The 15,364-nt window shown below is 73.6% G+C and carries 9 protein-coding genes; 6 read left to right on the forward strand and 3 right to left on the reverse strand.

Annotated features, from left to right (window positions below):
* Positions 1-61: 61 nt before the first annotated feature.
* On the reverse strand, positions 62-1,498 hold the full coding sequence (gene lpdA / locus QT196_RS30860) for a dihydrolipoyl dehydrogenase (protein ID WP_168481927.1): 1,437 nt from the start codon (positions 1,496-1,498) through the stop codon (positions 62-64).
* A gap of 132 nt (positions 1,499-1,630) precedes the next feature.
* Between lpdA and QT196_RS30865 the strand changes: the two genes are divergently transcribed.
* A complete protein-coding gene (locus QT196_RS30865) occupies positions 1,631-2,527 on the forward strand; it encodes a LysR family transcriptional regulator (RefSeq protein ID WP_290356106.1) in 897 nt (298 codons plus the stop codon).
* A gap of 16 nt (positions 2,528-2,543) precedes the next feature.
* Here the strand turns inward: QT196_RS30865 and treY are convergent, their stop codons facing one another.
* A complete protein-coding gene (treY, locus tag QT196_RS30870; RefSeq protein ID WP_266731740.1) occupies positions 2,544-5,003 on the reverse strand; it encodes a malto-oligosyltrehalose synthase in 2,460 nt (819 codons plus the stop codon).
* 151 nt (positions 5,004-5,154) lie between these two features.
* Between treY and QT196_RS30875 the strand changes: the two genes are divergently transcribed.
* A complete protein-coding gene (locus tag QT196_RS30875) occupies positions 5,155-5,925 on the forward strand; it encodes a hypothetical protein (protein WP_290356107.1) in 771 nt (256 codons plus the stop codon).
* Here the strand turns inward: QT196_RS30875 and glgX are convergent.
* The gene (glgX, locus tag QT196_RS30880; protein WP_290356108.1) at positions 5,885-8,092 is read right to left on the reverse strand and encodes a glycogen debranching protein GlgX; all 2,208 of its coding nucleotides are present in this window, start codon (positions 8,090-8,092) and stop codon (positions 5,885-5,887) included. The two genes, QT196_RS30875 and glgX, sit on opposite strands and share 41 nt — an antisense overlap.
* A 255-nt stretch (positions 8,093-8,347) precedes the next feature.
* Here glgX and QT196_RS30885 point away from each other — a divergent pair, with 255 nt between their 5' ends.
* From QT196_RS30885 to QT196_RS30900, 4 genes are all read left to right on the forward strand, one after another.
* Positions 8,348-9,154, forward strand: coding sequence for a Tat pathway signal sequence domain protein (locus tag QT196_RS30885; RefSeq protein ID WP_168481937.1), 807 nt, complete (start codon positions 8,348-8,350; stop codon positions 9,152-9,154).
* Between the two features lie 108 nt (positions 9,155-9,262).
* Positions 9,263-10,522 (forward strand): copper amine oxidase, encoded by a 1,260-nt coding sequence (locus QT196_RS30890; RefSeq protein WP_290356751.1) that lies wholly within the window; start codon positions 9,263-9,265, stop codon positions 10,520-10,522.
* Between the two features lie 100 nt (positions 10,523-10,622).
* Positions 10,623-11,873: an SAV2148 family HEPN domain-containing protein gene (locus tag QT196_RS30895; RefSeq protein WP_063770835.1), complete on the forward strand. Its 1,251-nt coding sequence runs from the start codon at positions 10,623-10,625 to the stop codon at positions 11,871-11,873.
* Between the two features lie 98 nt (positions 11,874-11,971).
* Complete coding sequence (locus QT196_RS30900) at positions 11,972-15,289, forward strand: BTAD domain-containing putative transcriptional regulator (protein WP_290356109.1); 3,318 nt, start codon at positions 11,972-11,974, stop codon at positions 15,287-15,289.
* Positions 15,290-15,364 lie beyond the last annotated feature (75 nt).

Consider the following 15,364-nt stretch of genomic DNA (forward strand, 5'->3'; position numbering starts at 1 on the left):
CGGCCATGCTGTCAGCCCGGCGCGGGACCGCAACCGAATTACGGCCGCGGCCCCGGCCCGCTCAGTGCTGGTGCAGCCCCCGCCCCGCCAGCGTCAGAAACGCCTCGCCGACCGCCTCCGACAGCGTCGGATGGGCGTGGATGTGCTGGGCGACATCGGCCGGTTCGGCGTCCCAGCCCACGATCAGCTGGCTCTCCGCGATCATCTCCGAGACCTGCGGCCCGACGAGATGGACCCCGAGCACCGTGCCGGTAGCCTCCCCGCCCGCACCGTCCGCCGCCGCGATCACCTTCACCATGCCGCCCCGGCCGTGCACCATGCCCTTGGCGGTGGCGGCCAGCGGCATGGTGTTCACCTTGATGTCCAGGCCGTCGGCGCGCGCCTCGGCCTCGGTCCGGCCGACCGACGCGGTCTGCGGCGAGGAGTACGTCACCCGTGGCACGGCCGCGTAGTCCACCGCCCGCGACGGCAGGCCCGCCAGCGTCTCCGCCACCAACAGGCCCTCCGCGAAGGACGCATGGGCCAGCCCCGGGGACGGCGGCGGCAGCAGATCGCCGACCACATGGATGCCCGGGACGGCGGTCTCCAGCCGTGACCAGTCCGCAGGCGCGACGAACCCCCGCCCGTCCGCCGCCAGCCCGGCTGCCGCCAGCTCCAGCCCGTCCGTCACCGGGGCCCGCCCCACCGCGACCAGCAGCCGCTCGGCCTCGATCACCAGCTCCTCGCCCTTCGGGGTGCGCACGGTGGCCCGTACCCCGTCCGGCAGCAGCTCGGTGCCGGTGAGCGCCGAGCCCGTACGGACCGCGATCCCGCGCTTCTTCAGCCCGCGCGCCAGATGGCGGCCGACGTCCTCGTCCTCCATCGGAAGCAGCCGCCCGGCCGCCTCGACGAGGGTGACCTCGGCCCCCATGGAGCGGTGGAAGGACGCGTACTCGACGCCGATCGCCCCGCCTCCCAGGACCAGGACGGACGCCGGGAGTCCGGCCGCGAACAGTGCGTCGTCGCTGGTCACCACCCGTCGGCCGTCCGCGGCCAGGCCCGGCAGCATCTTCGGCCGGGAGCCGGTGGCCAGCACGATGCCGCGCCGCGCGGTGAACTCCCCGGCGTCCCCGACGTGGACCGTACGGGGCCCGGTCAGCCGTGCGGCGCCCTTCAGGACCCGCACCCCGGCCGTCCGCAAGTGCCCGGCCACGCCTTGGTGGTTGCGCTCCACGATGGTGTCCCGGGTGGCCACCAGGGCCGGCCAGTCCAGGGAGTCCACGGTGGCCTTGACGCCCCACCGTTCGCGGGCCTCCGCGATGCCGTCCACCAACTCGGCCGCGTGCAGCATGGCCTTGCTGGGGATGCAGCCGCGGTGCAGACAGGTGCCGCCGATCAGCTCGCGTTCGGCCAGCACCACCCGCAGCCCCAGGGACGCGGCGCGCAGGGCGGTGCTGTAGCCGCCGGTGCCGCCGCCGATGACGATGACGTCCGTCGTGTTCGGGTCTGTCTCACTCATGCGTTCAGACTCCGCCCACCTGCGGTGATGAGTCCAAGGCAATGTTTCCATGGAGGTGATGAAGAACCTTCATGTGCCGGGGCTTCCCGCGCGGCACGGCATGAGGGGCCGAGGGCACCGGGAGGGGCGGGCATGAGTCTGCGGCAGATGGAGTACCTCGTCGCGGTCGTGGAGCAGGAGTCCTTCACCCGCGCCGCCGAGGCGCTGCATGTCACCCAGTCCGCGCTGTCGCACCAGATCAAGGCGCTGGAGCGGACGGTCGGCGGCCCGCTGCTGGAGCGGATGACGCGCGGGGTGCGGCTCACCGCGATGGGCCGGGCCTACTTCCCGCACGCCCAGCTCGCCGTCCGCAGCGCCCGGCAGGCCCGCCGTGCCGCCCTCGCGGCGGGCGGTGCGGAGAGCGGCGAACTGCATATCGCGACGGTGCACGCCCAGGCGGTCGGTGTGCTCCCGGAGGTCTGTGCCCGCTGGGCCCGCGCTCGTCCGGGGGTCCGGCTGGTGCTCCATGAGTACGCCACCACCGAGGAGTTGGACGACCAGATGGCCCGCGGGGTCGCCGATCTGGCGCTCGGGCCGCGCCCCAAGGACTGGCCGGGACCGGTCACCGTCGTGGGCCAGGAGCGGATGGTGCTGGTCGTCCCGCACGGTGACCCGCTCGCCGCCCGGGAGTCGGTCCGCCTCGCCGAGCTGGCGGACCGCCCGTGGGTGCGGTGCAGCCTGGAGCCGGTCGTCGACGGGCGGCGCTGGCTGGACCGGGAGTGCGAACGGGCCGGCTTCACCCCGCGGACCGCCGTCCGCACCCAGCACAGCTCCACGGCCGTCCGGATGGCCTCGGCGGGCGTCGGCGTGCTGCTGACCGCCGCCCATGAACTCCGCGGCCTCGACTGTGCGGTCGTGCCCACCGACCCGCCCTGGCACCGCGACATCACCGTCTTCTCCCGGGTCGAACCGACCGGTGCGGCCGCGGAGTTCACGGAGCTGCTGCGCACGGTGGGCAGCGCGGAGGGACAACGGGGCGCCGAAAGCTGACGCCACGTCACTCGCGTCACTCACGGACGAACAGTGCCACCGGCGACTCCGCCAGCAGATCGCTCAGCCCCACCACCGCGCCGCCTGGCAGCTCGCGCCCGGTCAGCAGCTCGCGCCAGGGGCCCTCCGACGGCAGCCGCAGCAGGGTGTCCCACCAGCCGCCGGTCTCCACCAGCCGCAGCGACAGCCGGGTCACCACCGTCAGCACCCGCCCGCCGCGGCAGAACGCCACACAGTGCTCGGCCGCCGGGCCCTCCCCGTACACCGGCTCGTACGAGGCCGCGGCGCCGAACCACTCCGGATGGTCGCGCCGCAGCCGCAGCGCCGCCGCGGTCAGCCGGAGCTTCTCGCCGGACAGATCGCCCGGCGGGCTCCCGCCGTCCAGTGCGGTGAGCAGCTCGGGGCGGAAGCGGGCCGGCTTCCGGTTGTCCGGGTCGACCAGCGCGGCATAGCCGACTTCGGTGCCCTGGTAGAGGTCGGGGACGCCCGGCATGGTGAGCTGGAGCAGCGTCGCGCCCAGCACATTCGCGCGGACGAACGGGGCGAGCTCCCCGTCCAGCGCGGCGAGCGGGGCGGCCGTGGGACCACAGGGCCCGTTACGGACGAACTCCTCGACGGCGTCCTCGTAGCCCGCACTCCGCTCCGTCCACGAGGTCCGCAGCCCGGCCTCCCGCGCGGCCTTGAGCACGGCGGGTGCCACCCGCTCCGCCGCCGCGCCGTCACCGGCCGCACCCAGGCCGAACGCGGTCTGCCAGGCCAGCCACGACACCATCGGGTCCGCCGGGCCGATCCCGTCCAGCGCGCTCGCCGTGCGGCCGCACACCGCGTCGTCGCCCATCGCCCCGAGCACATCCCGCCACCGGTCCGGGCACTCCGACAGCACCGCGATCCGCGCCCGTACATCGGCGCTGCGCTTGGTGTCGTGGGTGGAGAGCACGGTGCCGGACGCCGGGCGGTCCCGCTGGAGCCGGGCGCAGTACGCGTGGAACACCTCCGGGGCGAGCGCCGGCTCCCCCGGATCGCCGCCGACCTCGCACGCCGACAACAGCACCGGATAGCGGTAGAAGGCGGTGTCCTCCACGGATTTGGCGTGCAGTGCGGACGCGGTCTGGGCGAACCGCGCGGTGAAGTCGGCGCAGTCCGTGCCGTCGTGCTCCGGGTGATCGGTCAGCCGGCCGAGCGCCAGATCGCGGAGCAGATCGACCGCCCGCGCCTCCTCGGGCACCCGGAAGGCGGTACGGGCCTGCGCCGCCGCCGCGTCCAGCATGGCCGCGTCCTGATCGGCCCGTGCCGGATCCGCGGCATAGGGGCGGTAGACCGGCAGCCGCACCAGCAGCTCACGGAGGGCGTGCCGCAGCGCCCAGGTCGCATGGTCGCCCGGCCCGGGGGCGCGGGCGCTGATCCGCGCCGCGGTCCGCACCAGCCGCTCGATCTCGGTGGCCAGATCGTGGGTGACGACCTCGTACGCGGCCCGGCGCACCGTCTCCTCCCAGTCGCCGCCCTCGTCGGCCAGCGGGGTGACGAAGTCCCGGTAGTGGGAGAACAGCCGTCCGGCTCCCTGGGGGCAGACGAACAGTCCGTCGATGTGCCGCAGGGCGTCGTAGCCGGTGGTGCCCGCACAGGCCCAGCTGTCCGGGAGCCGCTCGTCCCCGGTGAGGATCTTCTCCACCACCGTCCAGCGGCCGCCGGTCCGCTCGTGCAGCCGGGCCAGATAGCCGCCGGGGTCCGCCAGACCGTCCGGGTGGTCGATGCGCAGCCCGTCGATGACGCCCTCATGCATCAGCCGCAGCACCGTGCCATGGGTCGCCTCGAACACCTCGGGGTCCTCGACGCGCACCCCGATGAGCTCCGAAATGGTGAAGAAGCGGCGGTAGTTCAGCTCGCTGCGGGCCAGCCGCCACCAGGCGAGGCGGTACCACTGGGCCTCCAGGAGGCGGTCCGGCGGCAGCTGCTCGGTCCCGGGGCGCAGCGGGAAGGCATGCCCGTGGTAGCGCAGCACCTCGCCCTCGACGCGGAAGTGCCGCCGCTCCTCGCCGATCCGGCCGCCGAGCACCGGCAGCAGCAGCCGTCCGCCGTGCGCCGCGCCCCAGTCGATGTCGAACCAGCGCGCGTACGGGGACGCCGGGCCGTCCCGCAGCACCTGCCACAGCGGCCCGTTCAGCGACATCGGCTCCGGCACCGCCATATGGTTCGGCACCAGGTCGACGATCAGCCCGAGGCCGTGCGCGCGGGCCGTCGCCGCCAGCGCCCGCAGCCCGGTCTCGCCGCCCAGCTCGGCCCGTACGGCCGTGTGGTCGACCACGTCGTAGCCGTGTGGGGAGCCCGGCACCGCCTCCAGCACCGGAGAGAGGTGCAGATGGGAGATGCCGAGCGCGGCCAGATGCGGGACGGCCCGCTCGGCGGCGGCGAACGGGAAGTCCGGCTGTAGTTGCAGCCGGTAGGTGGCGGTCGGCGACGGACTTGAGGGCTGCGTCATGGGAACACCCGTACCCCGCTGGCGGCCCGTTGTGTCATCTCCCTCCCTCATGGGTGTCGTTGTTTCCTCCGACGGAGTGGGCTCCGGGGTAGGGGACCTTCGTAGGTCCGGTCCATGGGGCGCACGGCGGGCCGCCGGTTAGCGTCGGGCGATGACCGCTGCCGCCGCCGCTTTCCGCCGGGTGCTCGCGCTGGGCGGGCCGCTGCTGCCCGTCGTCTCCTTCCTCGGCAGGCTCCCCACCGCCATGTGCCAGTTCGGCAGTCTGCTGCTGGTGGCGGAGACCAGCGGTTCGCTGGCCACCGCGGGCCTGGTGGGCGGTGCGCTGGCGGCGGGCCAGACGGCGGGCGGCCCGCTGCTCGGCCGGCTCGCCGACCGGCACGGGCAGCGGCCGGTGGTGCTGGCCGCCTGCTGGTTCGACGCCCTCGCCGTGACCGCGCTGGTGCTGGCCGCGCTCGCCCGGACGGGGACGCTGCCGCTCGCCCTGATCGCGCTGCTCGCCGGGGCCGGAGTGCCGCAGATCGGGCTGCCGGTGCGCTGGCGGGCGGCCGCCGTGGCGCTGATCGCGCTGTCCGTGCCGCTGCTGTTCGTACGGTCCCTGGGCGCGCTCTACCTGGCCGTCGTGGTCCTCGGCGCAGCCTTCGCCCCGCATCTGATCACGCTGTTCGGCCTCACCGAACGGCTGGTGCCGGCCGGCCGGCTCGCCGAATCGATGGCCTTCCTGACCAGCGCGGTGGTCGGCGGCCAGGCACTGTCCCTGGCCGCCTCCGGCCGGCTCGCCGAGGCCCACGGCCCGTCCGCCGCCTTCGCGGTGGCCGTCGGCGCCGCCGTCCTGATCCTCGGCCTGGCCCTGACCACCCGGGCCACGGACCGGCCGGCCGCGATCAGGCCGGCCGCTGGAGCACCAGCAGGCTCCGCCCGATGAGCGTCAGCCGGTCGCCGGCCTTCACCTTGGCGCCGCCGCCGTCCGCCACCGCCTGCGGCCGGTCGGTGTCCACCACGACCTGCCACTGCCGGCCGAGGTGCTCGGGAACCCTGAACTCCTTCTCCTGGTCGTGGGCGTTGAACATCAGCAGGAACGAGTCATCGGTGACCGGCTCGCCCCGGGGGCCCGGCTCGGAGATCGAGCTGCCGTTGAGGAACACCGTCAGCGCCTTGGCGTGCACCGACTGCCAGTCGCGCGGCCCCATCTCCTCGCCGCCCACCGTGAACCAGGCGATGTCGGACAGCTCGTCATGGGCGCCCTCCGCCGGGTGGCCCTGGAAGAACCGCCGGCGCCGGAACACCGGATGGTCCCGCCGCAGCCACACCATCTGCCGCACGAACGCCAGCAGCGCCAGCTCCTCCGCGTCCGCGTCGGCCGCCTCGTCCGGCCCGTCCGGACCGTCCGCCTCGTCCGGCCCGTCCGCGTCGTCGGGCTCCCCGGCGCCCGCGCCCCGCCCCCGCTCCGGCCAGCGCACCCACGACAGCTCGTTGTCCTGGCAGTACGCGTTGTTGTTGCCGCCCTGGCTGCGCCCGAACTCGTCCCCGTGGCTGAGCATCGGCACGCCCTGCGACAGCATCAGCGTGGCCAGGAAGTTGCGCCGCTGCCGCGCCCGCAGCCGCCGCACCCCGGGATCGTCGGTCGGCCCCTCGGCACCGCAGTTCCAGGACCGGTTGAAGCGCTCCCCGTCCCGGTTGTCCTCACCGTTGGCCTCGTTGTGCTTCTCGTTGTACGCGACCAGATCGTGCAGCGTGAAGCCGTCATGGCAGGTCACGAAGTTCACCGAGGCCAGCGGCCGCCGCCCGTCCTCCTGGTAGAGGTCCGACGAGCCCGTCAGCCGGGACCCGAACTCCGCCAGGGTGCGCGGTTCGCCCCGCCACAGGTCCCGCACGGTGTCCCGGTACTTCCCGTTCCACTCGGTCCACAGCGGCGGGAAGTTCCCCACCTGGTAGCCGCCCTCACCCACGTCCCACGGCTCGGCGATCAGCTTCACCTGGCTGACCACCGGGTCCTGGTGGACCAGGTCGAAGAACGACGACAGCCGGTCCACCTCGTGGAACTGCCGGGCCAGCGTCGCCGCCAGATCGAAGCGGAAGCCGTCCACCCGCATCTCCTGCACCCAGTAGCGCAGCGAGTCCATCACCAGCTGGAGCACATGCGGGCTGCGCATCAGCAGCGAATTCCCGGTGCCCGTGGTGTCCATGTAGTACTGCTTGTCGTCCGACAGCCGGTAGTAGGAGGCGTTGTCCAGCCCCCGGAACGACAGCGTCGGGCCCAGATGGCTGCCCTCGGCGGTGTGGTTGTAGACCACATCGAGGATCACCTCGATCCCGGCCTGGTGCAGCGCCCGCACCGCCGTCTTGAACTCCAGCACCTGCTGCCCGCGGTCGCCCCAGGACGCATAGGCGTTGTGCGGGGCGAAGAAGCCGATGGTGTTGTAGCCCCAGTAGTTCGTCAGCCCCGCGTCCACCAGCCGGTGATCCTGGACGAACTGGTGCACCGGCATCAGCTCCAGCGCGGTCACCCCGAGCTTGGTGAGGTGCTCGATGATCGCCGGATGCGCCAGCGCGGCATAGGTGCCGCGCAGCTCCTCGGGGAGCTCCGGATGGCGCATCGTCAGGCCCTTCACATGGGCCTCGTAGAGCACCGTCTCGTGATACGCGGTGCGCGGCGGGCGGTCGTCACCCCAGTCGAAGTACGGATTGACCACCACCGACGCCATGGTGTGCGGCGCCGAGTCCAGGTCGTTGCGCACCTCGGGCCGCCCGAAGCGGTAGCCGTAGACGGCCTCGTTCCAGTCGATCCGGCCGCTCATGGCGCGGGCGTACGGGTCGAGCAGCAGCTTCGCCGAATTGCAGCGCTGCCCCCGCTCCGGCTCGTACGGACCGTGTGCCCGGAAGCCGTAACGCTGCCCTGGCATCACCCCCGGAAGATACGCGTGCCGCACATTGGCGTCGCTCTCGCGCAGCTCGACGGCGGTCTCCGAACCGTCGTCGTGCAGCAGACACAGTTCGATGCGCTTCGCGGCTTCGGAGAACACCGCGAAGTTGGTGCCCGCCCCGTCATAGGTGGCACCCAGCGGATACATCTGTCCCGGCCAGACCTGCATGGGTAGACTCTTCCACTTTCTTCTCGGGCGCTGCGGCGACTCCACGACACACCTCCGCGGAACGGTGCGAAATCCTTTCCCTCAGCTGTCGCAACTTTTCGTACACAAAGGCTTTTTCGCGAGATCTCCGCTGAATGGTGGCAACCGGTCGCGATGTCGCATCGTCCTACAGGTCGTCCTACAGGTCGTCCTATCGGAGGACCGACCGGGGGAGCCGACATGCGTGTCACGAGGATGTGACAGCAGGGGGGAACCGTGCGCCATCTGATGCACCGCCACCTGGGCAAAGCCGTCGCGGGCGCCGCCGTCGCCCTGACCGGCACTGCCGCCATGGTCGCGATCACCTTGCCGTCCGACGCCGGCGCCACCGGCGGTACGGACCCCCGGAGCCGGCCCGCCGCGGCCGCCCCGGGACACGACCAGGGGCCGCCGCCACCCGGCGTCGTGGAGAAAGCCGCCGCGGAGGGGGAGCGCGGCCGGGGACGGGACCCGCTCACCGACGACGAACTCCGGCGCGCCCAGGAGCTGGCGCTGCCGCCCACCCGGCGCGGCGCCGCCGCCGACGTCACAGGACGGCCCGGGCCCGAACGCCTCACCACCGACCTGGCCGAACTCACCCCCGCGGAGACCGGGCTCGCCGACCCGCCGCGCCGGGCGCTGGTCTCCTACTACGACTACAAGAGCGACAGCTACCTCACCAAGACCGTCAACCTCACGACCTCGAAGGTCGAGTCGACGGACACCCGGCACGGCGTCCAGCCGCCGCCCAGCCACGCCGAGGCCGTCGAGGCGGCCCGGCTGCTGATCGTCGCCCCGCTGGGTTCCGGGCTGCGCCAGGACTACCGCGACGCCACCGGACACGACCTCACCGGGCCCGATCCGCTCTCCGTCACCGGCTTCGTCTACCGCGGCCGCGCCGAAGGCGACGCGCCGGGCGCCCTCGGCGACTGCGGGGAACACCGCTGCATCCGCCTCTTCACCAAGGTGAAGGACGGCCAATGGATCGACACCCGCCGCTTCGTGATCGACCTCAGCGCCCGCACCGTCGCCCGTCTCGGCTGACCGCCGCCACCGACCGCATCCACCTCACCGGAGCCCGCCTTGCCCGGAAGACGCACCCCTGCCACCCGCCGCCCGCACCGGCGCGCCGCGGCCCTCGCCGCCGTCCCCCTGCTGCTCGCCACGGCCGCCTTGACGACCGGCCCGGCCGCCCAGGCCGCCCCCGGGGCCCCCGCCGCACCCGCGCCCACGCCCAACTGCGGCGCCGCCCACCGCATCACCCAGACGCTGGACGGCGGCACCGTCTGGCGCATGTGCTGGCACTACGAGGGCAACGCCGGGCTCGTCCTGGACGACGTCTCCTACCAGCCCAAGGGCGAACGCACCCCGGTCAAGGTGCTCACCAGCGCCAAGCTCGCCCAGATCCACGTCCCCTACGACGACGGCCGGAACGAATTCGACGACCTCACCGGCCAGGGCTTCGCCCAGGGCCTCCAGAAGCTCGACCCCGCCGAATGCCCCGGCGGCACCATCAAGACCGTCCGGGTCCCCGGCGCCTATGACCCCGCGCACCCCGACGTCAGCGGCCTGTGCGCCACCACCCGCGCCCGCGGCCACGCCTACCGCATGGGTCCCTACCCCGGCGAGCGCGCCAAGATCTACCAGCTCCAGGGCAAGGACCTGCTGCTCTACACCGTCAACAAGGTCGGCTGGTACGAATACATCAGCGAATGGCGGTTCTCCGGCGACGGCGCCATGACGGTGCAGGTCGGCGCCACCGGCACCGTCTCACCCGGCGACTACGACGCCGGGGACGGCCGGGGCGCCCCGCTCGGCAGGGGCGCCAAGGACTACGCCACCAGCCACAGCCACAATGTCTTCTGGCGGCTCAACTTCGGCCTGGGCGGCTCCGCCGCCAACAAGGTCGAGCAGTTCGACTCCGCCACCACCGTCCGGCCCGGCGGCCGCACCCCCACCATCCGCACCACCCGCAAGCCGGTCACCAAGGAGCTGGCCGGTGACGCCGGTCCGCTGCGCTGGTGGCGGGTGGTGGGCGCGGGCCGCAACAAGGACGGCCACCCGCGCTCGTACGAGATCGTCCCCGGACCGACCACCAAATACAGCGGGCGCAGTTACACCACACATGACGTCTATTTCACCGAGTACAACAAATGTGAACAGTTCGCCAGCAACAACCTGGCCAACTGCGGAGCCCGGGCCGGCAAGAGCGTCGACACCTGGGTCAACGGCCAGCCGCTGAAACACCCCATCGCGTGGGTCAACATCGGGTTCCACCACATCGCCAGGGATGAGGACCAGGAGCCGATGCCCGTGCACTGGCAGGGCTTCCAGCTGGTCCCGCGCGATGTCACGGCTATGAATCCGCTCACTCCGCCCCCGCTGTCCGGGCACAACGGGCACTATGGATAAGGGGAGTTGGTAACCGACTCGATCCATCCTGCTGCACCGCCTCCCGCACCGCAGTAGTCTGCCTTGATCGTTGGCACGGGGGTTCGGAAGGCGGTGGCAGGTGAGCGGCGGGCTGGAGTTGCCCCCTGGTGACGAGAGTCATGAGGGCCATGAAGGCGGCTCCGTCGACGCACCGCCCGGCGCGGTGTCCCTGGCACGACCGCTGGAGATCGGCGCTGAGCTGGACTGGGGCGCCGACGCCTGGAGCGAGGTGCGCACCCGCGCCCGCCGGGCCGGCCGCGCCTACATCTGGCTGAATCTCGTCGAGCAACGGCTGCGGGCCGTCGTCGCCGCCGTCCTGCGGCCCATCTACGAACCGGTGCACGGCGACGAATGGGTCATCGCCGCGGCCGGCCCCGCCGGTCAGGAGTGGGTGCAGCGCGCGGTCGCGGTCCGCGAGGTCAGCCGCCGCAAGGGCTACCTCCTCGACCCCGCCGACGACAACATCGTCAGCTTTCTGACCCTGCCGCAACTCCGCGAACTGATGGTCCAGCACTGGCCCTGCTTCGAGCCCTACTTCGACGACCGCCGCGAGGTCGAGCTGGCCCTCGACGAACTGGAAGTCGCCCGCAACATCGTCTCCCGCAACCGCGCCCTGTCCGAGACGGTCCTCGCCCAGGCCGAGCGCGCCTCCGCCCGGCTCCTGGACATACTCGGCTCCGGCGTCGGCACCCGGATCTCCGGACGGCTGCCCATCGACGCGGTGGAGGACCTGGTCGGCGACCGCTACGCCGATGTCATCGGGGTGCACTCCGACCGGGTGCGGCTCCAGCGCCAGCTCCCCGCCGAGGACCTCTTCGGCGACGCCCGCCGCCTCGACGCCGTCGGTATAGGCCTCAACCTCCTCGTCCAGAACTACTCCGGCCGCCGCCTGGTCCGGCTCGCCGAATCCGGCTGCCGTGTCCGGCTGCTCTTCCTCAACCCGGCCAGCAGCGCGGTCCGCCGCCGGGAGCGCGAAATCGGCCTGAAGAAGGGCGAGATGAGCCGCTCCATCGAGATGAACATCCTCCATATGCGGCGGGTCCGGGCCCGGCTGCGCGACCCCGGCGCCTTCGAGATCCAGGTCTTCGACGAGACCCCGCGCTTCACCGCCTACCTCGTCGACGGCGACGGTCCCGACGGTGTGGCCGTGGTCCAGCCCTACCTGCGCAAGAGCCGCGGAATGGAATCCCCCGTTCTCGTCCTGCGCGGCGGCGGCCGGGAGGTCGTCCGCCAGGACGCCCCGCACACCCGCGACGGCGACCACGGTCTCTTCGAGACCTACCGCGAGGAATTCGAGAGCATGTGGGCGGATTCCCGGCCGGTTTCCTGAACCGCCCGCTGCCCGCCGCCCCCGTCACCCACGGGGGCGGCAGCTGCCGTACTACGGGGCCCCGGCACTGCGGGCCGGCCCCCAACTACCGTGGGGCAATGCACTTCCGTGTACTCGCCCCCCTGGACGTGCGGTCCGCCGACGGCCGCCCCGCCCCCGTCCCGGAGACGAAGGTACGCGCCCTGCTCGCCGCGCTGCTGGCACACCACGGCCGCCCCGTCTCCACGGCCCGGCTCGTCGCACACCTCTGGGGCCCGCGGCCGCCCGCCCATCCCACGGCCTCCCTCCAGAGCAAGGTCTCGCAGCTCCGCCGCGCCCTGGACACCGCGGAACCCGGCGCCCGGAAACTGGTGACGGCGACCCCGCCGGGCTACCGGCTGGACATCGCCGCCGACGCCCTGGACGCCGCCTGCTTCACGGCACTGACCGCCCGCGCCCACACCGCCGCCACGGCCCGGGAGCGGGCCGAACTGCTCGGCGAGGCACTGGAGTTGTGGCACGGCCCCGCCTTCGCCGGCTTCGCGGACAGCGATCTGGTGCGCCCGGTGGCCGAGAGCCTGGAGGAGCAGCGGCTGACCGCCCTGGAGGAACGGGCCGCGGCCCGCCTGGAGCTGGGCGAGCACGCCCCGCTGACCGCCGAGCTGGCCGGTCTGGTGGCCCGGCACCCGCTCCGCGAACGGCTGCGCGCCCTCCAGCTGACCGCCCTGTACCGGGCCGGCCGGCAGAGCGAGGCACTCACCGCCTACGGGGAGATCCGGACGCGGCTGGCCGACGAGCTGGGCGTGGACCCCGGCCCCGAACTCGCCGGGGTGTACCAGGCGATCCTCCGCCAGGAGCGGTGGCAGCCGCCCGGCGAAAGCACCCGGCACGACGGCGGCGTATCCCGCCCCGGCGACCCGGCGACGGCGCCCCGCACCACCGCCCCGCCGCCCGGCCCCCGCCCCCGCACCAACCTCCCCACCCCCCTCACCGCACTCCTCGGTCGCCAGGACGCCGTACACCGGATCGCGGCCCTCCTCCCGGACACCCGCCTGGTGACGCTCACCGGCCCCGGTGGCGTGGGCAAGACCCGCCTCGCCCTGGAGGCCGCGGCCCGGCTGGCCGACTCCTTCCCGGACGGTGTCCGGCTCGTCGAACTGGCCGCGCTGAGCCGCCCGGACGACCCCGCGCGGGGCACCGGGAGCAAGCGCACCGCAGCCGACGTGGCCGAGGCCGTGCTGTCCGTACTGGGCATCCGGGAGGGCTCCTCGACCGGACCGGTGGCCGAGCGCCTCGTCGGCGCGGTACGCGGCAAGCGCCTACTGCTCGTCCTGGACAACTGTGAGCACCTCGTCGAGGCGGCCGCGGAGGTCACCGCCGCACTCCTCGCCGCCGCCCCGGACCTCCGCGTCCTGGTGACCAGCCAGGACTCGCTGGGCCTGACGGGCGAGACGCTGTGGCCCGTACCGCCGCTGGAACCCGACGGCGCCATCGAGCTGTTCACGGCCCGCGCGAGCGCCGCCGACCCCGGCTTCGCCCTCGACGCCGACGACACCGCCGCCGTGGTGGAGATCTGCCGCCGCCTGGACGGCATCCCGCTCGCCCTGGAGCTGGCCGCCACCCGGGTACGGGCGCTGGGCGTACGGGAGCTGAGCGCCCGGCTGGACGACCGGTTCCGGCTGCTGGCGTCCGGCCGGCGCGGGGTCCCGCCCCGCCAGCAGACCCTGCGCGCCATGATCGACTGGAGCTGGGAGCTGCTGCCCGCCGCCGAACGCGCCGTGCTGCGCCGGCTCGCCGTCCACGCCGACGGCTGCACCCTGGAGGCCGCCGAAACGGTCTGCGCGGGCGACGGCGTGTACCGGGACGAGGTGCTGGATCTGCTGTCCCGTCTCGTGGACCGCTCCCTGGTGGCGGTGGCCCGCACGCCGTACGGGCCCCGCTACCGGCTCCTGGAGACGGTCGCCGCCTACTGCCTCGAACGCCTCCGCGAGGCCGGCGAACTGACCGCCGTACGCCGCAACCATCACCGCCACTACACCGAACTGGCCGAGTACGCCGCCCCGTTGCTCTACGGGCCGGACCAGCGCGCCTGGCTGGAGCGGCTCGACCAGGAGACGGCGAACCTGCGGGACGCCCTGGACGGCTCGGTCCGGGACGGCGCCGCGGACCGCGCGCTGCGCCTGGTCAACGCGCTGGCCTGGTACTGGTTTCTGCGCGGCCGGCTCGCGGAGGCGGGCCGCTCGCTCACCGCGGCCCTCGCCGCGTACGGGGCACGCCCGGAGACGGCGCGGGACGCCGGGGACCCGGCCGCCGAGGGGCGCCGGCTGCGGGCCGCCGTCTGGCAGGTCGGGATGGCCTCGCTGGCGGGCGATGACGTCGACCCCGTGGAGCAGGCCACCGCGGTGCTCCGGCAGTACGGGACCCATGACGACCCGGCCGGCCGGGCCTGGGCCCAATGGTTCCTGGGGTTCGCCCAGATCGGTCTGGGCGACCCGGCGGCGGCCGGGGAGCGGGTGGCGCACTCGCTGGCCGCCTTCCGGGCCCTGGGCGACCGCTGGGGCATCGCCGCGGCGCTGTGCAGCCGCGCCCAGGGGGCCGGCGGCGGGGACCTCCGGTCCCGGCTCCGCGACGCCGAGGAGAGCGCCGCGCTCTTCCGCGAACTGGGCGACCGCTGGGGCCAGTTGCAGGCCGCCGATGTGCTCGCCGCCCTCGCGGAGATCACCGGTGACTACGCGCGCGCGGCCCGGCTCCATCAGGACGGGCTGCGGATCGCCGAGGAGCTCGGCCTCTGGATCCAGGCCTCGTACAAGCTCTCCGGACTGGGCCGGATCGCGCTGCTGACGGGCGACCTTCCGGCCGCGCACGGCTTCCACGAGCGGGGCAGGCGGCTGGCCGCGGAACAGTCCCATCTGCGGGGCGAGATGTTCGCCGAATGCGGACTCGCCCTCGGCGCCCGACGGGAGGGCCGCCTCGACGACGCCGAGGCGCATCTGCTGCCCTGGCTGAAGTGGTGCCTCGGCCGCGACGGCGACCCCGGTACCGCGTTCGTCCTGGGCGAGCTGGGCTTCCTCGCCGAACTGCGGGGCGACGCGGAGACCGCCCGCCGCCACCATCTGGACGGCTTCGCGTCGGCCCACGCCACGGCTGACCAGCGCGCCGTCGCGCTGGCCCTGGAAGGGCTGGCCGGGGTGGCGGCCCTAACTGGGCGGTGCGCCGTCGTGGCCCGGCTGTTGGGGTGCGCGGCCGCGGCCCGCACTGCCGCGGGGGCGCCCCAGCCCGCCGCGGAGCGCGGTGATGTGGCACGGAGCACGGCCACGGCACGCCGGAGCCTGGGCGCCGCGGCGTTCGAGGCGGCGTACGCGAGCGGCGCGGGCGTGACACCGGAGGTGCTGGTGAAGGAGGCGACGGGAGACGCGGGGGAGGGGAACGGGGAGTAGGGGGAGTAGGGGGCAATTCGGAGGAATGGGAGAAAGGGGAGGGGTAGGAGGAAAGCGGGGTAGGGGCGGCCAGGT

Origin of the sequence: Streptomyces sp. P9-2B-2, assembly GCF_030406865.1 — a bacterium.
GTDB lineage: Bacteria > Actinomycetota > Actinomycetes > Streptomycetales > Streptomycetaceae > Streptomyces > Streptomyces platensis.